This window comes from Streptomyces sp. NPDC050564 (assembly GCF_044457265.1).
Classification (GTDB): Bacteria; Actinomycetota; Actinomycetes; order Streptomycetales; family Streptomycetaceae; genus Streptomyces.
In genome coordinates this window covers 149808-174968 of record NZ_JBITGS010000004.1, presented here as the reverse complement: position 1 = coordinate 174968, position 25161 = coordinate 149808, and the positions used below count along the sequence as shown (strand labels likewise).

The window sequence follows — 25161 nt, the reverse complement described above, 5'->3', positions numbered from 1 at the left end:
TGTGGGCACGGCCTTGGCCTGGCGTTCGATGAATGTTCGAAGTTGCGGGGGTGTCAGGCGGCTGTTTACGCCACTGTCAGGCCGTCGGTCCGGGCAGCGGCGCCGATTCCTGTCTCGTCGATGTCGAGCGCCTGCCGTATCCCTGTCGCGACGGCGGGGTGCACGGGCAGGGCGAGATGGCCGACGCCGCTCACGCGTACGTTCTGCGCGAGCAGGTCCGGGTGGTCGATGCAGGCCGTCTCCAGCGGGTCCATCAGATGGTCGAGATCGCTCCAGAAACTGACGAAGTGGGTGCGGCAGCCCGGTGCGGGCATGCTCAGCTCCTCGATCACTTCGGAGCCCGGGCGCATCTGGCGGACGATCGGGTGCGCGTTCATCAAGGGGGCCACACGAGTGCCCGAGTGCGGGGTGCCGAGTGTGACCAGGGTGCGTACGTGCGTGTCGCCGCCCAGGCACTGCACGTAGTAGCGCGCGATCAGTCCGCCGAGGCTGTGCCCGACGATGTCCACCCGATCGTGGCCCGTGCGCTCGCAGATCTCCTCAATGTGCCGGCTGAGCAGCTCGGCGGCGGTGCGGATGTCGCACGTGAGCGGGGAGTAATTGAGCGACTCGACGTGCTGCCTGCCGTGCTGGGCGAGGTTGCGGCGCAGCAGGAGGAAGACCGAGCGGTTGTCGATGAAGCCGTGCAGCAGGACGACCGGGGGCTTGGCCTCGGTGGGCAGCCGGGCGGCGTCGGGCGAGGGAAGTGCGGGGGCGGTGCGGCGCTCCGGGGTGATACCGGAGGGGTAGAGGAGGAGGTGCCCGGCGAGGATCGCGATCTCCAGGGCCGTCGCCTTCAGGAGAGTCACCGAGAGTCCTACCAGTCTGCACGGAAACAGACGCTGACAGAGGGGGAGAAGGGGCAACGCTGCCCTGGTGACCTTCATGGCCGACCTCCAGTCGGCACGCGGCAGGACCGCTCTGTCCCCCGTGTGCCCTCGTGGACAGCCACGGTGGCGGTGACGGCAGTGACCGACGGTGCGTGTGCGGCGCGTGAGGCGCCGATTACGCTACGGGGTGCCTTGCCGAGGGGTGCGACGTGGCTCGAGGCCGTGGGCGGTGGAGCCCGGCGGCGACCCGGAGTCGAATTCGTCGTCCCGTCGTCCTTGTGCTGGCGTGGCTCCCCGCTGTCGTGGCCTCGCCGATGTGCCCCACCGTCACGGTGTCCCGCTGACGTCGCGGTGGTGAGGCCACCTGATCGCGGCTCTCCTTGCGCAAGCTCCGGCCGTGGCCCGTGTGCCGCAGGTCCATGCGGCGCGTGTGCCGCGGGATGCGGAACGGTGCGCGGCTAACTTGTCCCAGTGTGTGATTTCCCCCTCGGTCTCCACCGCGAAACTGCCGGTTGCGGGATGCTGGCGATAACGTTCGTTCACTTCCTCGGCCGGTAAGGCTCGGGGTGCCCGTGCCGCAGGGGCGCATCCGGTGCGGTGAGCAGCGGAATGTGCGATATGTGTCGTATTCGGTAGTTAATGTCATGTATCGGTATTCGGTAGTCGGTACAGGTTGATGTAGTCGGTTCATGGAGGCAGTGATGGGTGTGGCAGCCGGTCCGATCCGCGTGGTGGTGGCCAAGCCGGGGCTCGACGGCCACGATCGCGGGGCCAAGGTGATCGCGCGGGCACTGCGCGACGCCGGTATGGAGGTCATCTACACCGGGCTCCATCAGACCCCCGAGCAGATCGTCGACACCGCGATCCAGGAGGACGCCGACGCGATCGGCCTCTCGATCCTCTCCGGTGCCCACAACACGCTCTTCGCGGCCGTGATCAAGCTCCTCAAGGAGCGCGACGCGGAGGACATCAAGGTCTTCGGCGGCGGCATCATCCCCGAGGCGGACATCGCGCCCCTCAAGGAGAAGGGCGTCGCGGAGATCTTCACGCCGGGGGCGACGACGGCGGCGATCGTGGACTGGGTACGGGCGAACGTGAGGCAGCCGGCCGAGGCGTAGCGCCGGGGCCTTCCCCGCGCCCCTTCACGGGCGCGGGGAACTGCGCGACAAGCCCCCACCGGCGCGCGGAGAAAAGCGACCCAGGGGAGTCTGGAGGGGCGATGGCCCCCCAGGTACGGGAAGGCGCAGGGGCGACCGGGACGAAAACCTTCACGGCACCGCAAGCTCCGACGCCATGGCCGCGCGCAGACGCAGCGTGGTGACGAGGCGCTGGAACGCCTCGGCCCAGTAGCCGCCGGCCCCCGGCGCCGCGTTCTCCGGCTCGTCGGGAACCGAAGTGAGCCCATCGAGCCGCACGGCCTCCGCCGGGTCGAGACAGCGCTCGGCCAGCCCCATCACCCCACTGAAGCTCCACGGATAGCTCCCGGCGTCCCGCGCGATATTGAGCGCGTCCACCACCGCCCGCCCCAAGGCCCCCGCCCAGGGCACCGCACACACCCCGAGCAGCTGAAACGCCTCGGACAACCCATGCGTACCGATGAACCCCGCCACCCACTCGGCCCGCTCACCGGCCCCCAACGTGGCGAGCAGCTTGGACCGCTCGGCCAGTGACACCGCCCCGGGCCCCCCGGCCTCCGGCGCGAAGGGTGCCCCGAGGAGCGCCCTGGACCACCCGGGATCACGCTGGCGCACGGCCGCCCGGCACCACGCGGCATGCAGCTCGGCCCGCCAGTCGTCGGTCACGGGCAGCGCCACGATCTCCTGCGCGGTACGCCCCCCGAACCGCTCCGGCCAGGTCCCGAGCGGCGCGGCCTCGACCAACTGGCCCAGCCACCAAGACCGTTCGCCCCGCCCGGCCGGAGCCTTCGGCACCACGCCGTCCCGCTCCATGCCCGCGTCGCACTCGTGCGGCGCCTCGACCACGATCGTGGGCGTGCCCGCCGTATGGTCGACGGCGACGCACGAACCGGCCCGGGCCGCCATCCGTGCCGCGAGCGCGGAACCCGGCAGCGCGGACAGCAGCTCCGCCGCCGTCGCCCGTACGTTGCGGCTGCGGTCGGCCAGCGCGCGCTCCAGGAACGGCTCGTCGTCCGGGCACAGCCCCGACCGCAACGAGTCGAGGAACATCAGTCGGTCCTCGGCCCGCTCCGTCGCCCACGTGGTGGCCAGCAACTCGCGTGCGGCGGCGGGGTCCTTGGCCCGTATCGCCGAAAGCAGCGCGACCCGCTCGGCGAACAACCCCTCCTGCCACAGCTGTTGTACGCGCTCGGTCTCCTCCGGGCCGGGCAGCGCGGCGCCGCCGCCCGGTGAGGAGCGCAGCGCGAACCGCCAGTCCTGGTTCAGCCGCGCCAGCCAGAGTGCCCGGGGCCCGGCGAAGGCCAGGGCCGCGGGTCGCAGATCGGTGCGTCCGCGGGCCGCGTCGAGCAGCGCGGGCAGGGCTTCCGGGGGTGCCGCGAATCCGCGCTCGTTCGCCAGGGTGAGCCACTGGGGCAGCAGCTCCATCAGGTCCGGTGCCGTCCCTCTGCGGCCCGCGCCTGCGGTGCCGGGCCGGTCCGCGAGCAGCAGCGCCAGCCTGCGGGCCGCGGCGGACGGCAGGGCCGGCCGGGGGTCCCGCGCGGCCGGCTCCGGACGGGCCGCCGCCCGCGCCGGCCGCACCCCGGCCCGCCGCCGCAGCGTCTCCACGGCGGCCGCGTCCAACAGTGCCACCGGCGCATCCCGCCCCGGCGCCCATCCCGGAGGAGTGCGCCGCTCGGTTCCGAGCAACGCCACCGTGACGAGCTCCTCCCAGGAACCACCGGCGGGCGCGCCCGCAAAGGCCGAGGTCGTGTTCATGAGCGTCCTTTCCGTACGGAGATCGTCGGGCTGGTCGGTGCGGTCGAAGAAGTCATCGGTTCACCGGGTCGGAGCCGTCAGCACAGCGGCACCGCGTCCCCCGTGCCCTCCTGTGCCCAGGCCGTCAGCGGAGTGAAGCCGCGGTGGCCGCATTCACCGAAGACCGTGACGGGGGCGCCGCCGGAGAGGGCGACGAGACGCCACAGGTCGGGACGGGACCGTGCGGAGGGGGTGAGGGGCAGGGCCAAGTCGCCGTCGTAATCGGCAAGTTGCCAGGAATCGCCGTCCGGGGTGGGGACGACGCGATCCAGGGTGACCGGGCAGGAGTCCAGCCAGGGGTCGGCCCGCAGGGCCTCTCCGTAGCGGGCGGTCGCCTGGGACGTGGTCAGCCCCGGTGGCCGTGTCGCCGTGGGCGCGGGAGGCGTGAACCGATCGCCCAGCGCCGCTCGCAGCTGCCCGGCGCCCGGGTACGCGGACACCTCTGCCTCGAAGGCGAGCCCCACCGGCAACGCCAACTCCGGTGCGCGGCCCGCAGCCCCGTAAGAAAGGAGCAGGACCGTGCGGCCGGACTCCGCGCCGTGCAGCCAGATCCTGCGCGTTGTGAGGCGGGCATCCGCCGTGTCGTACTGGGCGAGGACCAGCCAGCGGTCCCGCACCGGCGGACCGTCCGCCGAACCGGAAATCCCCACCCGTGAACGAACGGTCGCGGCAAGGCCGTCCGGCAGCCGCTCGCGCCGCAGCCAGCCCTGGTCGAGAAGGTGGAGCAGCGCGCACTCCTCAAGGAACCGCACCGGCCAGCCCGGACCGGACGACGGGAGCGCCCCCAACTCCCGCACCCGCGCGGCCAGACCGGGTGCCTGCGCGTCTACCATCCGGGCCGCCGTCTCCTCCCACAGCCCGTACCCCGTCTGCTCGGCGGAGGCGAGGCCGCCGCGCAGCAGGTCGGTCAGCCGCTGCTCCAACTCCGAGGCCCCCGCGGTGATCCGCTCGGCCCGTCGCTCCGCCCTGCGCCGAGCCGCCTCCGGATCACCCGACGACGCGGCTCCATATGCCCCGCCCGCCGTCCGCTGCTCCTGCGCGCGATCTCTTCTCCCCTCTATCCACCGCTCCGCCCAATCCGGTGCCTGACCGCGCGGCACCGTGCCGTCCGGGCCCGCCCAGAGCAGCAGCAGCCCCAACGCGTGCTTGCACGGGAACTTTCGGCTCGGACAACTGCACTGGTAAGCGGGCGCCGTGGAGTCCGCGATGTCGATGACCGTCCGATACGGCTTGCTGCCACTTCCCCTGCACAGTCCCCATACCGTCCCCTCGTCAGAACTGCCTGCCTCCGACCACGGCGCGGCCGCGCCGAGTTCGCTTCCCGCCCTGCGTGACGCGACGTCAGGCGCCAGTGCCAGCACCTGATCCGCTGTCCAGCGCACCGCCTGCTGAGTCATGCCATCGAAGGTAGATCCCGCCACTGACAATCGGCCCTCGCGGGCGTATTTGCCCAGGTCAGGGCCGATTGTCAGTGGCGTGGTGCACGGTGGAACCAGATCCGAACCGGCCGAGCTGGAGGGGGACCGAGCCATGTCCGTGTCCGTTGAACCGACGTCCGTTCCTACGCCTGCGGGAGAGCGTGCGGGAGCGAGGGCGAGCGAGGCGGGCGAGGCACTGCGGCCGCATGCCGAAGACGCCTTCGCCGCCGAACTCGCCGCGCTGGCCACGCAGGACGACCGGCCCCGCCCGGCGCGCTGGCGCCTGTCGCCGTGGGCCGTCGCGACGTATCTGCTCGGTGGCACCTTGTCGGACGGCACAGTGATCACACCCAAGTACGTGGGCCCGCGTCGCATCGTCGAGGTCGCCGTCACCACGCTCGCCACCGATCGCGCCCTGCTCCTGCTCGGCGTGCCCGGCACCGCGAAGACCTGGGTGTCCGAGCACCTGGCCGCGGCGGTCAGCGGCGACTCGACCCTGCTCGTGCAGGGCACGGCCGGCACCCCGGAGGAGGCGATCAGGTACGGCTGGAACTACGCGCAGCTGCTCGCGCACGGGCCGAGCCGGGACGCGCTCGTGCCGAGCCCTGTCATGCGGGCCATGGCCGAGGGCATGACCGCCCGCGTCGAGGAGCTGACCCGCATCCCGGCCGACGTACAGGACACGCTGATCACGATCCTGTCGGAAAAGACCCTGCCGATACCGGAGTTGGGCCAGGAGGTGCAGGCCGTCCGTGGCTTCAACCTGATCGCGACGGCCAACGACCGCGACCGCGGGGTCAATGAACTGTCCAGTGCGCTGCGCCGTCGCTTCAACACGGTGGTGTTGCCGCTGCCGGAGAGTGCCGAAGCCGAGGTCGACATCGTCTCCCGCCGTGTCGACCAGATCGGCCGCTCCCTCGACCTGCCCGCCGTGCCCGACGGCATCGACGAGATCCGCCGCGTCGTCACCGTCTTCCGCGAGCTGCGCGACGGGGTCACGGCCGACGGGCGTACGAAGCTGAAGTCGCCCAGCGGCACGCTGTCCACCGCCGAGGCGATCTCCGTCGTCACGGGCGGCCTCGCCCTGGCCGCCCACTTCGGCGACGGCGTCTTGCGGGCGAGCGACGTCGCCGCCGGCATCCTAGGCGCCGTCGTCCGCGATCCGGCGGCCGACCACGTCATCTGGCAGGAGTATCTGGAGGCGGTCGTCCGCGAGCGGGACGGCTGGAAGGACTTCTACCGGGCCTGCCGGGAGGTGAGCGCATGACGGACTTCACCGGAGGGCCGTTGCTGCTGGGGGTGCGGCATCACGGCCCGGGGTCGGCGAGGGCCGTGCGGGCCGCCTTGGAGGCGGCGGCGCCCCGGATCGTGCTCATCGAGGGCCCTCCGGAGGCGGACGCCATCATCCCGCTGGCCGCCGACAAGGAGATGCGGCCCCCGGTCGCCCTCCTCGCCCACGTCGTGGACGAGCCCGGCCGTTCGGCCTTCTGGCCGCTGGCCGAGTTCTCACCGGAGTGGGTGGCGGTCCGGTGGGCTCTGGAGAGCGGAGTCCCGGCCCGCTTCATCGATCTCCCGGCGACCCACACGCTGGCATGGGGCAAAGAGGAGCTCGATCAGGAGGGCGACCCAGGGGATGCGCCGCCCGCCGATCCCGGCCGGCCCGTCGAGGCGGCCGTTCGGATCGACCCCCTCGCGGTACTCGCCGAAACGGCCGGTTATGACGACCCCGAGCGCTGGTGGGAGGACGTGGTCGAGCACCGAAGCGGGGCCGGGAGCGATCCGTTCGCACCGTTCGCCGTGCTCGAGGAGGCGATGGGGGCGCTGCGGGAGGCGTACGGCGTCGCAGGACACGACCGCGACCTGGTGCGGGAGGCGTACATGCGGCTCCAGGTGCGGGCGGCGGAGCGGGAGTTCGGGGACGGCGTGGCCGTGGTGTGCGGGGCCTGGCATGTGCCCGCATTGCGGCGGAGGACCGCCGTCGGCGCGGACCGGGCGCTGCTCAAGGGGCTCCCCAGGGCGAAGGCCGACCTGACGTGGGTGCCGTGGACCTATCGGCGGCTGTCCCGGGTCAGTGGGTACGGCGCGGGCATCGACTCGCCGGGTTGGTACGGGCATCTGTTCAGCGCCCCCGACCGTCCCGTCGAGCGCTGGATGACCAAGGTGGCCCGGCTGCTGCGCGACGAGGACCGGATGGTCTCGTCCGCGCACGTCATCGAAGCGGTGCGGCTGGCCGACACGCTCGCCGCGATGCGCGGCCGCCCGCTGCCGGGGCTGACCGAGACCACCGACGCCGTACGGGCCGTGATGTGCGAGGGCTCGGACGTGCCGCTGGCGCTCGTGCGGGACCGGCTCGTGGTCGGCGATGTGATGGGGGAGGTGCCGGAGTCGGCCCCCGCGGTGCCCTTGCAGCGCGACCTCGCGCGGCTCCAGCGGCGGCTGCGCCTCAAACCGGAGGCGGCGGAGCGGGAGCTGGAGCTCGACCTGCGCAAGGAGACCGACGGCGAGCGCAGCAGGCTGCTGCACCGGTTGTGGCTCCTCGGCGTCGAGTGGGGCGAGCCCACGGTGTCGCGGGGCAGCACAGGCACCTTCCGGGAGACCTGGCGGTTGCGCTGGGAGCCGGAGCTGTCGGTGCGGGTCGCGGAGGCCGGTGTGTGGGGCACGACGGTGCTGGCCGCCGCGACGGCCAGAGCCGAGGCGGACGCCGTCGCCGCGCATGCGCTGGCCGAGGTCACCGCACTCGCAGAGCGCTGTCTGCTGGCCGGACTTCCGGACGCGCTGCCCGTGGTGATGCGGGTCCTCGCCGACCGGGCCGCCCTCGAGGCGGACGTCGGCCACCTCGCCCAGGCCCTGCCCGCCCTGGTCCGCGCCCTGCGCTACGGCGATGTGCGCGGCACGGACACCCATGCCCTCACCGATGTGGCGGCGGGCCTCGCCGAGCGGATTTTCGTCGGCCTCCCACCGGGCTGCGCGGCCCTCGACACCGAGGCCGCCGAGGAGATGCGACGCCATGTGGACGCGGTGCACGGGGCCGTGGCACTCCTGGGGGAGACGGCCGCGGCGTCAGCCGCCGACCCGCGATCGCTCGGCGGTACCGCGCAGGATGCCCGCCGCACACCGTCCTCCACCGGTATCCGCGGCCGCTGGCACGCCGTGCTCCGGGTGCTGGCCGGGCGCGACACCGTGCCGGGGGTGATTCGCGGACGGGCCGTACGACTGCTGCTGGACGAGGGGGAGTTGGCGCAGGACGAGGCCGCCCGGCTCATGGGGCTCGTGCTGTCGCCGGGGACGGCACCCGGAGACGCGGCCGCGTGGATCGAGGGCTTCGTCGGCGGCGGTTCCGGGGGCGGGCTGCTGCTGGTGCACGACGAGCGGTTGCTCGCCCTGGTGGACGCGTGGCTGACCGGAGTGCCGGCGGAGGCGTTCACCGATGTATTGCCGTTGCTGCGGAGGACGTTCTCGGCGTACGAGGCCGGGGTGCGCAGGACGCTGGGCGAGCTGGTCCGGCGTGGGCCGGGGGCGCGCGGGAGCACGGCGGTCACCGGCTCCGGGATACCCGGGTTCGCCCCCGACCTCGACCCCGAGCGCGCGGACGCTGTACTGCCGGTGTTGCGTCTGCTGCTCGGGCTGGGCGAATCCGACACCGGTGACGACCACGCCGGTGACGATCACGTCGGCGACGGCAACGACCTTGTGGGGGTGGCCCGATGACCGCACCGGCGAACGCGAGCGAAATGAACGACGCGACCGGCGCAAGCGGTGGGCCCGACGCGCCCGGAGCGCCCGACGCGTCCGGAGCGCCCGGCGTGGTCGGCGCGCCCGGTGTGCCCGACGCAGCGAGAGAGCGGCTCCGTCGATGGCGGCTCGTGCTCGGCGGGGACGAGGCGGATGGCACCGGATGTGTGCTCGCCGGGCAGGACGCCGCGATGGACGGGGCGCTCACCGCGCTCTACGGGAAGGGGAGCAAGGCACAGTCGGGGCGGGACCGTTCGGCGGGGCTGGGGGCGTCGGCGCCGTCGGTCGCGCGCTGGCTCGGGGACATACGGACGTACTTCCCCTCCTCCGTCGTCCAGGTCATGCAGCGCGACGCCATCGACCGGCTCGGGCTGTCCACCCTTCTGCTGGAGCCCGAGATGCTGGAGGCGGTGGAGGCCGACGTGCACCTGGTGGGCACCCTCCTCTCCCTCAACAAGGCCATGCCGGAGACGACGAAGGAGACGGCGCGGGCCGTGGTGCGCAAGGTCGTCGAGGACCTGGAGAAGCGGCTCGCCACCCGCACCCGGGCCACACTCACCGGAGCCCTCGACCGCAGCGCCCGCGTCACCCGCCCCCGACACCACGACATCGACTGGAACCGCACGATCGCGGCGAACCTGAAGCACTACCTGCCCGAGTACCGCACGATCGTGCCCGAGCGGCTGGTCGGCTACGGCCGGGCCTCGCAGTCCGTGAAGAAGGAGGTCATCCTCTGCATCGACCAGTCGGGGTCGATGGCGGCGTCCGTCGTCTACGCGTCCGTGTTCGGCGCGGTGCTCGCGTCGATGCGGTCCATCGCCACCCGGCTCGTCGTCTTCGACACAGCTGTCGTCGACCTCACCGACCAGCTCGACGACCCGGTCGACGTCCTCTTCGGCACCCAGCTCGGCGGTGGCACGGACATCAACAGGGCACTCGCGTACTGCCAGTCGCAGATCACCCGGCCCGCCGACACGGTGGTTGTGCTCATCAGCGACCTCTACGAAGGAGGCATACGCAACGAGATGCTGAAGCGGGTGGCGGGCATGAAGGCGTCGGGGGTGCAGTTCGTGACGCTGCTCGCGTTGTCCGACGAGGGGGCGCCCGCGTACGACCATGAGCATGCGGCGGCGCTCGCGGCCCTCGACGCACCGGCGTTCGCGTGCACGCCCGATCTGTTTCCCGAGGTGATGGCTGCGGCGATCGAGAAGCGTCCGCTGCCGATACCGGACACCAGGTGAGAGGAAGCGAAAATCCGGACATGAATACCCATCGGTAACAGGGGGCTTGCGCAACCTCGGGAGTCCCGTGCGAGGATCGAAGCGGCCTCAGAGCCGTCTCTTGCCTTCGTACGGGAGGATCCTCCCCCTCTTGACCCCCTCAGTCGCACTGCCCGGTGCCGCTGTGCGCGTGATGCGTACGGCGGCCGGACGGCGTGCGCTGCAAGTGGTGCTGCTGGTGGGTGGGTTGTTCGTACTCGGGTTCCTCTGCGGCGAGCAGGCGCACGCGGCCGACGGGGCGGTGCCGACGACTGCGGCGGGGGTCGTGCCCTCGGCGAGAAGCACTGCGGATCGGGTGGTGACAGCGGGCACGTCGACCCTCGAGGCCGGCGCCAACCGGACGAGTGCCGGCACGCACGTCACCGACACCGGCCGCCAGGTTGGACAGCCGGCCACCGACACCGTTCGCCATGTTGGACAGCCGACCAGCGACACCGGCCGCCAAGTTGGACTGCCGACCGCCGACACCGTTCGCCAAGTTGGACGGTCGGCCACCGACGCCGTTCGCCAGGTCGGCGAGTCCGTCGGCGACCTCGTCCAGCCGGCCGCCGACACCGTCGTTCAGCCGATCGGTGACGCGGTGAAGACGGTCACCGGCGGACTGCGTGCAACCCCGCCGGACGTACTGCCGTCCGTGCCGGGCCTCCCCGACCTGCCCGACCTGCCCGCGTCCCCCGGTGCGGGTGCGCGGACTGCGCGCGTCGGTTCGGCCCCGCAGTCGTCGAGCGGGGTGGCCCAGCGGCCGGGCGCCACGGACGAGCAGGACAAGGCGGCGCGTCGCTCGGACGCACCCGCCGACGCGTGGTACGGACCGAGTGGTCCCGCCGCCGACACCGATGGGGTCCGCCGCGACCACGGCGGCGCCCGAGCGGAACAGGCGCCCGCCCGCCAGGCGCCCCCCGGCGACCCGACCGGCGCGCTGGGCAACCAGTTCGCGGTCGACAACGGCCCGCCGCGGCACGGCGATCCACATGCCGTCACTTCGAACCACCGGGCGCCGCTGCGGCTCGCGCCCGGCGCTTCCGCGGTCATCACCGCGGCCGAGACCCGGGACAGGTACCGGGACATCCCCGTTTTCCCCGGCTAGGGCAGCCCTTTCCCCGCTGAACGACCTGCCGCGCGGGGGCGGAACAGGTCTGCCCGCCGTCCGGACACCCCTCCGATCCCCGGACGGGCGCCCCCGGAATTCACCGGAATGTCCCGAACTCTCGGAATCCTGAAGGATCTGACGTACGCATGAACAAGAACATCCGCCGTTCCATCGTCATAGCCGCCGGTGTCACCGGCGCGTGGGCGCTCGGCTCCGCCGTCGCCAGCGCGGACGAGCTGCCCGCGTCGTCCTTGGCCGCTCCCGACGTCAGCCTCGACGTCCCGGACACCGTCGGCTCGGTCACCGGCACCGTCGACGGCGTCGTCGGGAACGTGACGAGCGACGTGCAGAGCACGGTCTCCGGCGTGACCGAAGGCGTCACCGGCGGCACCGCCGCCGACGGCGCGACCTCGACCGTCACGGACACGGCCGCCAAGGCCCGGTCCACGGCCGACGACGCCACCGCCAGTGTGAAGGAGACCGCCACGTCCACCGTCAAGAAGACCGCCACCACCGCGACGACCAGGACCGCCGACCACGCCCGCCGCTACGTCGACGCCAAGGTCCCCTCCGTCAGCCACCTCTCGCAGGCGAAGACCGCCGTCGCGGATCAGGTGACGGGCAAGGCCGAGGAGACGGTCGCCGACGCCGGCGCTGCGCAGGACGAGATCGACTACCTCTTCGGCCCGCTCTCCGCCTTCGCTCCGGAGTTGGAGCAGGCCCTCGCGGGCGCGCAGACCAAGCTCGCCGCCGTCCAGCGCACCGCCGCCGGGGCGCCGTCCGCCGTGCAGACGAAGGCACAGCAGACCGTCGCCACCGCGCAGCGGACCACGGGCCCGACGGTCACCGGTGCGCCCGCACGGGTCCAGGGTGCGGTCCAGGGCGCCGCCGGCACCGCCACGGGCATCGCGGTCCCGATGGTCGGCGAGACCGCGGCCGCCGCGCTGCCGCCCGTCGCCGGCACCGCCGTCCACGGCGTCACCCCGGTCGTGGACCACGCCGTCGGCAACGTGACCCCGCTGGCGTACGGCGCCGTGGGCAACGCGACCACGCTGGCGTACGACGCCGCCGGTTACGCGGCGGCCCTGGCGCACGGCGCCACGGCGGACGCGACGACCCTGGCGCACGGCGCCACGGGTGACGCGAGCACCCTGGCGTACGGCGCCGCCGGTGACGTACAGCCGCTGGCCGGAGGTCTCGCCGGCCAGGTCGTGGGCGACACGGCCGCCTCCGTCCTGCCGCCCGTCGCGGCGACCGCCGTGCACGGCGTCGTCCCGGTCGCCGGGCAGGCCGTCGGGGACGCGGGTGCGCTGGCGTACGGCGTGGCCGGCGACGTCCAGCCCTTCGCGGGCGGCGTCGTGGGCGACGCGGGGACGCTGGCGTACGGCGTCACCGGCCCGGTCGCCCCGTTCGCGCAGGGTGTCGTCACCGACGACGTGCAGCCCTTCGCCGGGGGTGTGGCCGGCGCGGTGCAGCCGGTCGTCGACTTCGTGCAGCCGGTCGTGGCGGGCGTCGAGGGCAGCGCCACCGGGTTGGCGTACGGCGTCACGGGCGATGCGCGGCCGTTCGCCGACCACACCGTCGGCCAGGTCGCCCCGTTCGCGGGCGGCTTCGTCGGCCAGGTCGGTCCCTTCGCGCAGGACCTGAACGGAACCGTCGAGGCGACCGGCGGCCCCCTCGCGGACAACGCCGTCGGTGGCGTCCAGGGCGTGGCCCGGTCGGTCGCGCCGAGCTATGTGCAGGACGCGCAGTACGGCACGTACAGCATCTGACGCTTCCCCCATGTGCCGTACGGCGACATCCGGCGAAGCCGACGTACGGCATCCGACCGACTCCGCAGGGCGACGGCCCCGAACGGCCGAAAGCCGTCGGTCCGTGCGACCGGGACCCCGCGGTAGGGCCGGGTGGTCCCCATTGGGGTGGGGACCACCCGGCCCTGAGCCCCGTACCAGGGGCCGTTCAAGGGGCCTCACCAGGCAAACCCCAGCCTGGTGAGGCCCTGCTCTGTGACAGGTATCACCGCTCATGTGTGATCTGCGATTTAGGGACCCGCGTCCGGCGGCGATAACCTGCGAGACGGACATGCCGCGCGCTCGGACACCGTGTGCGCCACCCTTGTGACAGCGGACGTCACGTTGCCCTTCGCGGCACGCCCACGCATCCAACGAACCGCGAGATCACTGATAGGGACGGACGCGCGTGGACCTGTTCGAGTACCAGGCGAGGGACCTCTTCGCCAAGCACGGTGTACCGGTGCTGGCCGGTGAAGTCATTGACACGCCTGAGGCAGCCCGCGAGGCGACCGAGCGTCTTGGCGGCAAGTCCGTCGTCAAGGCCCAGGTGAAGGTCGGTGGCCGTGGCAAGGCCGGTGGCGTGAAGCTCGCCGCCACCCCGGACGAGGCCGTCGCCCGCGCGACGGACATCCTCGGCATGGACATCAAGGGCCACACGGTCCACAAGGTGATGATCGCCGAGACCGCTCCGGAGATCGCCGAGGAGTACTACGTCTCGTACCTCCTCGACCGCACCAACCGCACCTTCCTCGCCATGGCGTCCGTCCAGGGCGGCGTGGAGATCGAGGTCGTCGCGGAGGAGAACCCCGAGGCCCTCGCGAAGGTCCCGGTCGACGCCAATGAGGGCGTCTCGATCGAGAAGGCCCGCGAGATCGTCGCCCAGGCGAAGTTCCCGGCCGAGGTCGCGGAGCAGGTCGCCGAGATCCTGGTGACGCTGTGGGACACCTTCATCAAGGAGGACGCCCTCCTCGTCGAGGTGAACCCGCTCGCCAAGGTCGCCGACGGCCGCGTCATCGCGCTCGACGGCAAGGTGTCGCTGGACGAGAACGCCGAGTTCCGCCAGCCGGAGCACGAGGCGCTCGTCGACCACGCGGCGGCCAACCCGCTCGAGGCCGCCGCCAAGGCCAAGAACCTCAACTACGTCAAGCTCGACGGCGAGGTCGGCATCATCGGCAACGGCGCGGGTCTCGTCATGAGCACCCTGGACGTCGTCGCGTACGCCGGTGAGAACCACGGCGGCGTGAAGCCCGCCAACTTCCTCGACATCGGCGGCGGCGCCTCCGCGGCCGTCATGGCGAACGGCCTGGAGATCATCCTCGGCGACCCGGACGTCAAGTCCGTCTTCGTCAACGTCTTCGGTGGCATCACCGCCTGTGACGAGGTCGCCAACGGCATCGTCCAGGCGCTGCAGCTGCTCGCCGACAAGGGCGAGGAAGTCACCAAGCCGCTGGTCGTCCGTCTGGACGGCAACAACGCCGAGCTGGGTCGCAGGATCCTGTCGGACGCCAACCACCCGCTCGTGCAGCGCGTGGACACCATGGACGGCGCGGCCGACAAGGCCGCCGAGCTGGCCGCGGCCAAGTAAGGGACGAGGGAAAACCACAGCCATGGCTATCTTCCTCAACAAGGACAGCAAGGTCATCGTCCAGGGCATGACCGGTGCCACGGGCATGAAGCACACCAAGCTCATGCTGGCCGACGGCACGAACATCGTCGGTGGCGTGAACCCGCGCAAGGCGGGCACGTCCGTCGACATCGACGGCACCGAGATCCCCGTCTTCGGCACGGTCGCCGAGGCCATGGAGAAGACCGGCGCCAACGTGTCCGTCCTCTTCGTGCCGCCGGCCTTCGCCAAGGCCGCCGTCGTCGAGGCGATCGACGCGGAGATCCCCCTCGCGGTCGTCATCACCGAGGGCATCGCCGTCCACGACTCCGCCGCCTTCTGGGCGTACGCGAAGTCGAAGGGCAACAAGACCCGCATCATCGGCCCGAACTGCCCCGGTCTCATCACCCCGGGCCAGTCGAACGCCGGCATCATCCCGGGCGACATCACGAAGCCGGGTCGCATCGGTCTGGTCTCGAAGTCCGGCACGCTGACGTACCAGATGATGTACGAGCTCCGTGACATCGGCTTCTCGTCCGCCGTCGGCATCGGTGGCGACCCGGTCATCGGCACCACGCACATCGACGCGCTCGCCGCGTTCGAGGCCGACCCCGACACCGACCTGATCGTGATGATCGGTGAGATCGGTGGCGACGCGGAGGAGCGGGCCGCGGACTTCATCAAGGCCAACGTGACCAAGCCGGTCGTCGGCTACGTCGCCGGCTTCACCGCGCCCGAGGGCAAGACCATGGGCCACGCCGGCGCCATCGTCTCCGGGTCCTCCGGTACGGCCGCCGCGAAGAAGGAGGCCCTCGAGGCCGCCGGCGTCAAGGTCGGCAAGACGCCGACCGAGACGGCGAAGCTTGCGCGCGAGATCCTTGCGGGCTGACGCTCTGCTGGGCTGAACGTCCAGTGGGCCCGCACCCCTTGCCGGGGTGCGGGCCCACTCGCGTTTCCGGTGCGGGAGCCTCCTTGCAAGGCGCCCGGCGTTGGTGGCTGTGCCCACCCTCTCCCCAGCTCCCGGCTTCGCCCGAGCAGGGGAACGTCCCCCATCGCCCTGCGGGGCGATTGCCCACAGCGGCAACGGATCGGAAGGTCGGCCGTCGCGTCACCTGTTCTCGGGGACCAGCCGTTCCGGGCCGCTTGCCGTTTGCGACTTGAGCTTGGTCCGGAGCTTCAGTTGGGGCGGGGAGAGCGGGCCCGGGGCGACGCGGGGTGGTACTCCGTGGACCGTTTCGGGCGGGGACAGGGGGGCCTCGTAGTGGTCCGGGGCCGAGCGGAGCGTCAGGGCCGTGGTGCCGATGAGCAGGACCGTGAAGGCGATGGCCGCGCGGGTCCAGCGACGGGCGCGCCGTTCGCCGTGCCAGCGGACGCTCTGGGGCTTCGCCGCCCGCAGCCGCTCCGTGCTCGCGAGTTCGGCGAGCCGCTGGTGCAGTTCCTCCGGCACCGCCAGCTCCGGCAGGCGCGCCGCGACGGCCTTGCGCGCGTGCAGCAGCCGGTTGGCCGCGGCGGGCGTGCTCGCCTCCGTCTCGGCCGCGGTCTCCGGCAGGTCGAGGCCCACACCGTCGTACAGCAGGAGCGTGCGCCGGTACACCGGCGGCAGCTTCAGGAGTACGTCGAGCAGCGCGCGGTCGGCAGCGTCGGCGGGCGGTGCCTCCGGGTGCCGGTGGCGCAGCCGCATCCGGTGCCAGGAGGAGAGCGCGTACTCGTACGCGGCCGCCCGCACCCAGCCGGCCGGATCCCGGTCCACGGCCACCTCGGGCCAGCGGTGCCAGGCCAGTTGGAAGGCCCGCTCCACGGACTCACGCGCCAGCTCGCGGCGCCCGGTGAGCAGATATGTCTGCCGTACGAGGGCGGGCGCGCAGAACGCGTAGAGGGCGTCGAAGGCCTGAGCGGGCGTCAGCGCGGCAGTGGGCAGCGCGGATTCCGCTTCCTCGGATGGCTTCTCCGCGGGGGAGGGTGGCGACGCGCCGACGCCCACCGGCGCCGGAACGGCCTGCTCGTGACGGACGGTCACCTCGGGCTCCGCGCGCGCCGGCTCGGTCAGCAGCTGTGCGTACGCTTCCCGCTTGCGGCCACGCGGCGTCGTACGACCGGTCTCCCATGAGCGCACCGTCACACGGGTGACGCCCAGTCTGGAGGCGACCTCGGCCTGGGTCAGTGACTGGGCCTCGCGGAGACGGCGGCGCTCCTCGGGGGCCGGCAGCGGGGTAGCAGGGCTCCGTGTCATGCCGGACTCCACAGGGTGCCCCTTCGTACGAAAAAGTACATAGATGCATATTGAGCGACACATCCGGGGTTCGCCTGTTACGACGAGAAAGCGCGTGTCGTTGGGAGCATGAGAGCCGTGACCCAAATGACCGACCGCAGGCTGTCGTTGTCGCCCCTGCTCACCCGGATGCGCGACCGTTCCCCCGGACTGGCCGCCAGCCTCCTGGGTGGCGCCCTCGCGGCGGGGCTCGGGCTCGGCTCGTTCGCCGTCCTCGTCATGGTGCTGTGGATCAGCTCGCCGTACCCGGACAGCGGGCCCGACGGGGCGCTGCACGTGGCCGCGGCGCTCTGGCTCCTCGCCCACGGTGTGGAGTTGATCCGCACCGACACCTTGTCGGGCCTGCCCATGCCGGTGGGGGTGACACCGCTGCTGCTTCTCGTGCTGCCGGTGTGGCTGCTGCACCGGGCGGGGCGCGACGCGTCCGACGCCGAGTCCGAGGCGGGGCCCCGCACGGCGTGGGCCGGGGTCGTCATGGGCTATCTGTCCGTCGGCACGGCCGCCGCGCTGTATGCCTCGGGCGGCGCGTTGCGGCCGTCCTGGGTGTGGACCGCGGTGTGCCTGCCGCTGCTTGCGCTGGGGGCGGCGGGGGCGGGGGTGTGGACGGCTTACGGGCGTCCGCGAGGGCCGATGCCGCCCTGGATGCGACGGGCCCTGGCGGCGCTGCCGCTTTCCGGTGTACGTCGTTCCGTCGGCGCGCCCGATTCCGTGGCACCGGAGGCTCCCCGGTTCCTCGGCGGCGTGATGCGGGCGGCCGGAGCCGGGGTGGCGGTGCTTGTCGGGGGCGGGGCGCTGCTCGTGGCGGCGTCGCTGGTGTGGCACGGGGGGACGGCTCGCGACTCGCTCCTGCAGCTCACCGATGTGTGGTCCGGGCGGTTCGCCGTGCTGCTGCTCTGCCTCGCTCTCGTGCCGAACGCGGCGGTGTGGGGGGCGGCATACGGGCTCGGGCCCGGGGTCGTCCTCGGTGCGGGACATGTGGTGGGGCCGCTGTCGGGGGCTGCGCCGGGGTCGCTGCTGACGGCGTTCCCACTGTTGGCGGCGGTGCCGGGGGCTGGGGGGCCGTTGAGCTGGGCGAGTGGGGTGGTGCCGGTGGCCGCGGGGGTGACGGTGGCGTGGTTCGTGGTGGCGGCGGCCGTGCCCGGCTCCGGGGCGGGGGACGCGGGCTGGTCCCGGGGGCGAGTGGTCGCCGCGGTGGTGCTGGCCGCCGGGCTGTGCGGCGTCGCGCTCGCGGTGCTGGCCGGGCTGGCCGGGGGGACGCTCGGGATGGCGGCGCTCGCCCACTTCGGTCCGGTGTGGTGGCAGGTGGGGCCTGTGGCGGTGGGGTGGACCGGGGTAGTGGGGGTTCCTGTGGCGGTGGGGGTGCGGGGGTGGCGGCTTCGGGAGGCTCGGCCGGGTACGTCTGCCGGGCGGGGCGTTCGGATGCCGCGGCCGTCGTGGCCCTCATGGCTGCCGTGGTCGTCACGGGCGCGGCGGTCGTCGGCCGATGTGTCGACGGCGACGGTGCCGCCCGCCGCCGCTCAACCCCATCCGGGGGTGCTGGACTCCTCGCTCGAGCCCTGCGAGCCGTATGTCTTCCTAACGGACGACGTCACGGGTTCCCCCTGGCACGAGGACCTGCCCCGCGAGGCCCGTTGGGAGGCACTCAAGGAGGCGTCCACGCCTCCGGAGCCGCCGGACTCCGCCTGAGGGTTCACCCGGGGTGGTTTCTCGCCCCCTCCGGCATGTGGGGGGGCGGAGGGAGCGAAAAACCGCCCCCTGGCGCCGGCCGTCAGCCGTGTGTTCCCAGCAGGCCCCGGAGGTCCTTCGGGAGGAGGTCGTTGCAGGACTGCTTCGCGGCGTTGGTCAGGGCGTCGTTCGTGCAGGAGTAGTAGTCGCTGTAGACGAGCTGCGCGGCGAAGGTCGCCGCGACCATGACGATGGCCAGCGAGGCGGTGACGAGCCCGCTCACCGCGGCGGTCGTCTGGGGGCGGGAGTTCGGATCGGGCGCCGGAGTGTCCGGATCCGGAGTCCGGGGCTTGGCACGCAGCGCGCTGCCACCCCAGTACAGGGCGAGCGCGCCGAGCAAAAGCGCCACGTACGGCCAGCTGAAGAGGGCGAAGAAGAACGCCCACATCCCGGCGAGCAGGGCATAGCGCGCTCGGCGCTGAGCCGGATCCGTCGGGTCCCAGCGCATGCCGCTGCCCGGACCGCCGCCAGGTCCTTCCGGACCGCCCTGTCCCTGCGGCGCTCCGGGCCGGTCACCGAAACGGCCGCCGCTCGATGGCCCGGGCTGCCGGTCGCTCCACTGGCTGCCCCACGGGGACTGCCCGCTCTGGTCGCCCCCACCGCTGCCGTCCGATCCCTGCCCGCTCGCGGGCCGCCGCGGCTGCCACGGCCGGTCGGGCGTGCCCTCCGGGGGCGGCGCGAACGGATTGTCGTCGGAGTTCGAGGGGGGAGTGGCAGGAGCGTCGGGACCTCGATCGTCCGAGGAGCCGTTCCCGCCCGCCGAGCCGCGTCCACCCGCGGAGCCGTTCCTGTCCGTGGGCGCGTCCCCGCTCGACCGCGGCGGGATGGGCGAAGGACGCTGCTCGCGCAGCAGCAGCGGAGGGAGTCGGAGACTGCGGTCCGGCATCAGGTGTGCGTCTTCCCCTTGGTGGTTCTGACGGGCGGCGTGTCCACACGGCATCGTGCTCGCGACGCGCCCCGAGCTTCTTCACCCCGGGCTCGCGCCCCAGGTGTCGAGCCCCGGGCTGACGCCCAGAGCTCCTTGCCCCCGGGCTCGCGCCCAGAGTTTTCTGCCCCCGGGCTCGCGCCCAGGATTTTCGATGCCCGGGACTGGCGTCCCGAGCGTCGTACCCCGGGCTGACGCCCCGAGCTTCTTGGCCTCGGGCTCGAACCCAGGATTTCGTCCCCCAGGACTCACGCCCCGAGCGTCGCACCCGGGGCACACGCCCCGAGCTCGCACGTCCGCCCAAGGCCCAGGACCTCGGACGATCGCACCCAGAGCCCGTGCCCCGAGCGTTTCGTGCTCGTCCCAGGTCAACGTCCCGCATGCGCAGGGCGTTCCCCCGTGGTGGACGGTGTTCCCGGGTGGATCCTCCCCAGACGCTACCTTCCGGCCACGCCCCCGTCCCGTGGGGGCCGCCCGGTGTGCCGGTATCGTTGCTGACGGTCGACCGCTTCGTAGACTTCCCCGTATCCCGGGGCGCGAAGCATTCGTACGACCGTACAAACGCTCCCCCGAGAAAGGGCCCCGTCGTGGCCAAGGCCAAGCGCCTCGTCGTGCTGGTCTCCGGATCAGGTACGAATCTGCAGGCACTGCTCGATGCCATCGCGACCCATGGCACCGAGGCCTATGGAGCCGAGATCGTGGCCGTCGGGGCCGATCGGGACGGTATCGAGGGGCTTGCGCGCGCCGAGCGGGCCGGCATCCCCACCTTCGTCCACCGGGTCAAGGACTACGACAGCCGGGACGAGTGGGACCACGCTCTCGCCGAGGCCGTCGCCGCCCACGAGCCCGACCTCGTCGTCTCCGCGGGGTTCATGAAGATCGTGGGGAAGGAATTCCTGGCCCGGTTCGGTGGGCGCTTCGTCAACACGCATCCCGCCCTGCTGCCCAGTTTCCCGGGGGCCCACGGCGTGCGCGACGCGCTCGCGTACGGCGCAAAGGTCACCGGATGCACCGTCCACTTCGTCGACGACGGCGTCGACACCGGACCGATCATCGCTCAGGGCGTGGTGGAGGTCCGGAACGAGGACGACGAGAGCGCTCTGCACGAGCGCATCAAGGAAGTCGAGCGAAGGCTGCTCGTCGATGTCGTGGGGCGGCTCGCCCGCAACGGCTATCGCATTGAGGGACGAAAGGTAGTTATCCAGTGACCGCCGAGAGCAACAAGCGGCCCCTTCGCCGGGCGCTCGTCAGCGTCTACGACAAGACCGGGCTCGAGGAGCTGGCTCGCGGGCTGCACGAAGCCGGCGTCGAGCTGGTCTCCACCGGCTCCACCGCCGCCCGTATCGCCTCCGCCGGCGTCCCCGTCACCAAGGTCGAGGAGCTGACCGGCTTCCCCGAGTGCCTGGACGGCCGCGTCAAGACCCTGCACCCGAAGGTCCACGCGGGCATTCTCGCCGACCTGCGGCTCCCCGATCACCGGCGTCAGCTGGAAGAGCTCGGTGTCGAGCCGTTCGACCTCGTGGTCGTCAACCTCTACCCGTTCCGCGAGACCGTCGCCTCGGGCGCGACGCCCGACGAGTGTGTCGAGCAGATCGACATCGGCGGTCCTTCGATGGTCCGGGCCGCGGCCAAGAATCACCCGTCCGTCGCCGTGGTGACCAGCCCGGCGCGGTACGGGGACGTGCTCTCCGCCGTCAAGTCCGGTGGCTTCGACCTCCGTACCCGCAAGCGGCTCGCCGCCGAGGCCTTCCAGCACACCGCCTCGTACGACGTGGCGGTGGCGAGCTGGTTCGCGGACGACTACGCCGCGGCCGACGACAGCGGCTTCCCGGACTTCCTCGGTCACACCTACGAGCGCAAGAACACCCTGCGCTACGGCGAGAACCCGCACCAGGGCGCCGCGCTGTACGTCGACGGCACGGGTGGTCTCGCCGAGGCCGAGCAGCTGCACGGCAAGGAGATGTCGTACAACAACTACACGGACACGGACGCCGCGCGCCGTGCCGCGTACGACCATGAGGACCCCTGCGTCGCGATCATCAAGCACGCCAACCCGTGCGGTATCGCGGTCGCGTCCAACGTCGCCGAGGCGCACCGCAAGGCGCACGCCTGTGACCCGCTGTCCGCGTTCGGCGGTGTCATCGCGGTCAACCGGCCGGTGACGAAGGAGATGGCGGAGCAGGTCGCGGAGATCTTCACCGAGGTGATCGTGGCGCCGGAGTACGAGGACGGCGCCCTCGAAGCCCTCACCAAGAAGAAGAACATCCGCGTGCTGCGGGCCCACAAGGCGCCCGCGAACCCGACCGAGGTCAAGCAGATCGACGGCGGCGCGCTGCTCCAGGTCACCGACCGCCTGCAGGCCGACGGCGACAACCCGCGGAGCTGGACCCTCGCCACCGGCGAAGCCCTGAACGAGGGCGAGCTCGACGAGCTGGCCTTCGCCTGGCGGGCCTGCCGCGCGGTGAAGTCCAACGCGATCCTGCTCGCCAAGGACGGCGCCTCGGTCGGCGTCGGCATGGGCCAGGTCAACCGCGTCGACTCCGCGAAGCTCGCGGTGGAGCGGGCGGGCGCCGAGCGTGCCCGCGACTCGTACGCCGCCTCGGACGCGTTCTTCCCGTTCCCCGACGGCCTGGAGATCCTCGTCGAGGCGGGTGTCAAGGCCGTGGTCCAGCCCGGCGGTTCGGTCCGTGACGAGCTCGTCGTGGAGGCCGCGAAGAAGGCCGGCATCACGATGTACTTCACGGGGACGCGCCACTTCTTCCACTGAGCCCGTCCAGCAACGTCGCGGCCTCCGGCCCTCCCCCGAGGGAGCCGGAGGCCGCCGTGCATCGGCAGACAATCGGTCAGCAGGTCAGCAGGTCAGCAGGTCAGCAGGTCAGCAGGTCACAGGTCACAGGTCAGCAGGTCGGCAGGTCACAGGTCAGCAGGTCGGCAGACCCGGGATCGGCTCGTAGTTGTTGCCGCCCGACACCTTGTTGGCGGGGAACCAGCCCCAGCCGCCGTCGGAGTAGGCCTTGTCGCCCTGCGTCCACAGCCACCAGCTTGTTCTTGGCGTCCCCGACCGGCGTGTTCTCGCCGTACTGGATCTGGCAGACGAACCAGTTGTCGCCGGCGTTCAGATAGCCGGTGTCGGTCTCCCAGTAACCGACGACGTCGCCCAGGTAGTTGTGGCAGTAACGCGCGGTGTACGTCTTGCCGCTCGGCCCCTGCTTCTGTCCCGCGTCCCCCCCCAGCAGCCGGACGCGCTCGCGGGCGTCAGGGCGCTCGCCGGCGCCCTCCGGGTTCTCCACGACGTACGTCTGGCGCGCCGAGAGGTTGCTCAGTACCCAGAAGGCGCTCTGCTCGCGGTGATCACACCGGCCGCGCGGGAGACGCCCTCGTGGGCGATCGCGAGGTCGTTGTCCGCGGCGGACCGGCCGAAGGTGAGGCGCTCTCCGGGAGCGAGGTGGATCTGGGGGGTGTTGTGCTCGGCCTCCGTGGTCGGCGGAGGTACCACGATGATGCTGTACAAGGTCCGTCTCCCCGTGCACGCGCGGCTACGGGATTCAGGGTAGGCAGACGCACCAGGGCCGTGCCCCCCCCTGTGCAGGGTGAGACACGGCCCTTGGAGTGAATGGCGTGAACTGTTCAGTAACGCCGTGCTGTTCAGTGACGCGGGGTTGTTCCTGCCGTGGGGTTGTTCAGTAACGCGGGCGCGCAAACCAGGCGGTGCCGCTGGGCACGACCGGCGCCGCCGTGATGATGGCGGCGAAGACGACCCAGATCAGCGGGAAGATGACGGCGGAGGCCATTCCGGAGTCGAGGCCGACGAAGAGAAAGATCAGACCGACGATCCCGCCGAGCGCACCGTAGATGACGGTGGTGATGCGGATGCCCTGGGCGCCCTTGCCGAACTTCACGCCGAGGGTGATCGAGAGGGCCGCGAGAGCCGCCGCAACCAGGCCGATGACCACCAGGACGCCCGAGGCGATGCCGGCACCGTCACTGAACGAGCTGAACGGATCGTCGGACGACGAGCTGTAGCGGTCCGCCGCGTTGGACACGTCGTTGGCGATGGCGGCGAAGTAGAACCAGCCCAGAGCCGCCAGGATCTGCACCGCGGAGATGATGAACAGGAACACGCGCGCCGTGACCAGAAGCCCCGGCATCGACTGCGGAAGCATCTGGTTGCCGCCCGGGTAGCCGGGGTAGGCCGGCTGCTGCGGGTAGCCGTAGCCCTGCGGCGGCACGCCGGGCGGGGCCTGTGGGTAGCCGTAGCCGGGAGCGGCCGACGGAGCGGCGGGGGGCTGCTGGGGCGGCTGCCCGTAAGGGTTGTTCGGGTCGCCGAAACTCATGGCGGGTTTTCCTCCGTTGCCTGGTGCGGGGACGACGCGCGGCACGGTTCGGAGGAATTTCTACAGAGCGGTCCGTCCCCCCGGTACTGCCCGCGGCACTGTCTGCTCATCGTTCTTTAGCCGACTCTTACTTGTCCAGCCGCATTCCTTATGTGTTGTGCAAGTGCAACATCGGTGATCATGGCCCGATACGGTCGAAACGGGCGCCGAAAGGTGGCCGAAGCCGTGCGGTGGGGCCCCCGCGGGGGCGCGGGAAGGCCGCGGGGTGCCCGGATTGGAACCAGGACCGGGTCATCCGGGAGGATGGGGGGCATGACCGCCCAGATTCTCGATGGCAAGGCCACCGCAGCCGCGATCAAGTCCGACCTGACCGCCCGCGTGGCGGCCCTGAAGGAGAAGGGCGTCACGCCCGGCCTCGGGACGATCCTGGTCGGGGACGACCCCGGCAGCCAGAAGTACGTCGCGGGCAAGCACCGCGACTGCGCTCAGGTCGGCATCGCCTCCATCCAGCGTGAACTGCCCGCCACCGCCACGCAGGAGGAGATCGAGGCGGTGGTCCGCGAGCTGAACGAGGACCCCGCCTGCACCGGCTACATCGTCCAGCTGCCGCTCCCCAAGGGCATCGACGAGAACCGCATCCTGGAGCTGATGGACCCCGACAAGGACGCGGACGGCCTGCACCCGATGAACCTCGGGCGACTCGTGCTGAACGAGCCGGCCCCGCTGCCCTGCACCCCCAACGGTGTCCTCACCCTGCTCCGGCGCTACGGCGTGGAGATCAAGGGCGCCGAGGTCGTGGTCGTCGGCCGTGGTGTGACGATCGGGCGCCCGATGCCGCTGCTGCTGACGCGACGCAGTGAGAACGCCACGGTCACCCAGTGTCACACCGGCACCCGTGACCTCTCCGCGCACCTGAAGCGCGCCGACATCATCGTCGCCGCGGCGGGCTCCGCGCACCTCGTCCGGGCCGAGGACGTGAAGCCTGGCGCCGCCGTCCTCGACGTCGGTGTCTCGCGCAGCGCCGAGGGCAAGATCGTCGGTGACGTCCACCCGGACGTCGCCGAGGTCGCCGCCTGGATCTCCCCGAACCCGGGCGGCGTGGGCCCGATGACCCGCGCCCAGCTGCTCGTCAACGTGGTGGAAGCGGCGGAGCGCAGTGTCGGCTGAGGGCGGGTCCGAGAACAGCGAGGCGC

The 25161-nt window shown here is 72.0% G+C and carries 19 protein-coding genes and 1 pseudogene; 12 read left to right on the top strand and 8 right to left on the bottom strand.

The features are described from left to right. Positions 1–65 precede the first annotated feature (65 nt). Entirely contained in the window at positions 66–926 is an 861-nt protein-coding gene (locus tag ACIBK0_RS08475; protein ID WP_399077015.1) for an esterase/lipase family protein, read from the bottom strand. 644 nt (positions 927–1570) lie between these two features. Between ACIBK0_RS08475 and ACIBK0_RS08470 the strand changes: the two genes are divergently transcribed. Further along, positions 1571–1987 carry a cobalamin B12-binding domain-containing protein gene (locus ACIBK0_RS08470; protein WP_399077013.1) on the top strand — a complete coding sequence of 139 codons (417 nt, stop codon included), beginning with the start codon at positions 1571–1573 and terminating at the stop codon, positions 1985–1987. 150 nt (positions 1988–2137) lie between these two features. Here ACIBK0_RS08470 and ACIBK0_RS08465 read toward each other — a convergent pair whose 3' ends face one another. Then, positions 2138–3760 (bottom strand): DUF5691 domain-containing protein, encoded by a 1623-nt coding sequence (locus ACIBK0_RS08465; RefSeq protein WP_399077011.1) that lies wholly within the window; start codon positions 3758–3760, stop codon positions 2138–2140. Positions 3761–3837: 77 nt separating this feature from the next. Beyond that, entirely contained in the window at positions 3838–5196 is a 1359-nt protein-coding gene (locus tag ACIBK0_RS08460) for an SWIM zinc finger family protein (RefSeq protein ID WP_399077009.1), read from the bottom strand. Positions 5197–5329: 133 nt separating this feature from the next. On the opposite strand from ACIBK0_RS08460, the gene ACIBK0_RS08455 reads away from it, so the two are divergent. From ACIBK0_RS08455 to sucD, 7 genes are all read left to right on the top strand, one after another. Beyond that, on the top strand, positions 5330–6484 hold the full coding sequence (locus tag ACIBK0_RS08455) for an AAA family ATPase (RefSeq protein WP_399077007.1): 1155 nt from the start codon (positions 5330–5332) through the stop codon (positions 6482–6484). Further along, on the top strand, positions 6481–8925 hold the full coding sequence (locus tag ACIBK0_RS08450) for a DUF5682 family protein (protein ID WP_399077005.1): 2445 nt from the start codon (positions 6481–6483) through the stop codon (positions 8923–8925). Before ACIBK0_RS08455 ends, ACIBK0_RS08450 begins: the two co-directional genes overlap by 4 nt. Continuing rightward, complete coding sequence (locus ACIBK0_RS08445) at positions 8922–10190, top strand: VWA domain-containing protein (RefSeq protein WP_399077003.1); 1269 nt, start codon at positions 8922–8924, stop codon at positions 10188–10190. Before ACIBK0_RS08450 ends, ACIBK0_RS08445 begins: the two co-directional genes overlap by 4 nt. A gap of 130 nt (positions 10191–10320) precedes the next feature. Next, a complete protein-coding gene (locus ACIBK0_RS08440; protein ID WP_399077001.1) occupies positions 10321–11316 on the top strand; it encodes a hypothetical protein in 996 nt (331 codons plus the stop codon). Between the two features lie 149 nt (positions 11317–11465). Next, positions 11466–13091, top strand: coding sequence for a hypothetical protein (locus ACIBK0_RS08435; RefSeq protein ID WP_399076999.1), 1626 nt, complete (start codon positions 11466–11468; stop codon positions 13089–13091). 427 nt (positions 13092–13518) lie between these two features. After that, positions 13519–14697 (top strand): ADP-forming succinate--CoA ligase subunit beta, encoded by a 1179-nt coding sequence (gene sucC, locus ACIBK0_RS08430; RefSeq protein WP_369248679.1) that lies wholly within the window; start codon positions 13519–13521, stop codon positions 14695–14697. 22 nt (positions 14698–14719) lie between these two features. Beyond that, a complete protein-coding gene (gene sucD / locus ACIBK0_RS08425) occupies positions 14720–15604 on the top strand; it encodes a succinate--CoA ligase subunit alpha (RefSeq protein WP_399076996.1) in 885 nt (294 codons plus the stop codon). Between the two features lie 219 nt (positions 15605–15823). Here sucD and ACIBK0_RS08420 read toward each other — a convergent pair whose 3' ends face one another. Beyond that, a complete protein-coding gene (locus ACIBK0_RS08420) occupies positions 15824–16945 on the bottom strand; it encodes a sigma factor-like helix-turn-helix DNA-binding protein (protein ID WP_399076994.1) in 1122 nt (373 codons plus the stop codon). Positions 16946–17053: 108 nt separating this feature from the next. On the opposite strand from ACIBK0_RS08420, the gene ACIBK0_RS08415 reads away from it, so the two are divergent. After that, positions 17054–18670 (top strand): DUF6350 family protein, encoded by a 1617-nt coding sequence (locus ACIBK0_RS08415; protein WP_399076992.1) that lies wholly within the window; start codon positions 17054–17056, stop codon positions 18668–18670. 82 nt (positions 18671–18752) lie between these two features. Here ACIBK0_RS08415 and ACIBK0_RS08410 read toward each other — a convergent pair whose 3' ends face one another. After that, a complete protein-coding gene (locus tag ACIBK0_RS08410; protein WP_399076990.1) occupies positions 18753–19595 on the bottom strand; it encodes a hypothetical protein in 843 nt (280 codons plus the stop codon). 626 nt (positions 19596–20221) lie between these two features. Here ACIBK0_RS08410 and purN point away from each other — a divergent pair. Both purN and purH read left to right on the top strand, forming a co-directional pair. Beyond that, positions 20222–20842: a phosphoribosylglycinamide formyltransferase gene (gene purN, locus ACIBK0_RS08405; protein WP_399076988.1), complete on the top strand. Its 621-nt coding sequence runs from the start codon at positions 20222–20224 to the stop codon at positions 20840–20842. Next, positions 20839–22401, top strand: coding sequence for a bifunctional phosphoribosylaminoimidazolecarboxamide formyltransferase/IMP cyclohydrolase (gene purH / locus ACIBK0_RS08400; RefSeq protein WP_399076986.1), 1563 nt, complete (start codon positions 20839–20841; stop codon positions 22399–22401). The genes purN and purH overlap by 4 nt, the downstream gene beginning before the upstream one ends. A 130-nt stretch (positions 22402–22531) precedes the next feature. On the opposite strand, the gene ACIBK0_RS08395 is transcribed toward purH, so the two are convergent. The 3 genes and pseudogenes from ACIBK0_RS08395 to ACIBK0_RS08385 all read right to left on the bottom strand — a co-directional run bounded on the left by ACIBK0_RS08395 (position 22532) and on the right by ACIBK0_RS08385 (position 23968). After that, complete coding sequence (locus ACIBK0_RS08395) at positions 22532–22924, bottom strand: hypothetical protein (RefSeq protein WP_399077372.1); 393 nt, start codon at positions 22922–22924, stop codon at positions 22532–22534. Next, positions 22898–23145, bottom strand: a pseudogene (locus ACIBK0_RS08390) (FHA domain-containing protein); the annotation flags it as partial. The gene ACIBK0_RS08395 and the pseudogene ACIBK0_RS08390, both read right to left, overlap by 27 nt. A gap of 169 nt (positions 23146–23314) precedes the next feature. After that, entirely contained in the window at positions 23315–23968 is a 654-nt protein-coding gene (locus ACIBK0_RS08385; RefSeq protein WP_399076984.1) for a hypothetical protein, read from the bottom strand. 312 nt (positions 23969–24280) lie between these two features. Here ACIBK0_RS08385 and ACIBK0_RS08380 point away from each other — a divergent pair, with 312 nt between their 5' ends. Then, on the top strand, positions 24281–25135 hold the full coding sequence (locus tag ACIBK0_RS08380; protein WP_399076982.1) for a bifunctional methylenetetrahydrofolate dehydrogenase/methenyltetrahydrofolate cyclohydrolase: 855 nt from the start codon (positions 24281–24283) through the stop codon (positions 25133–25135). The last annotated feature ends 26 nt before the right edge of the window (positions 25136–25161 follow it).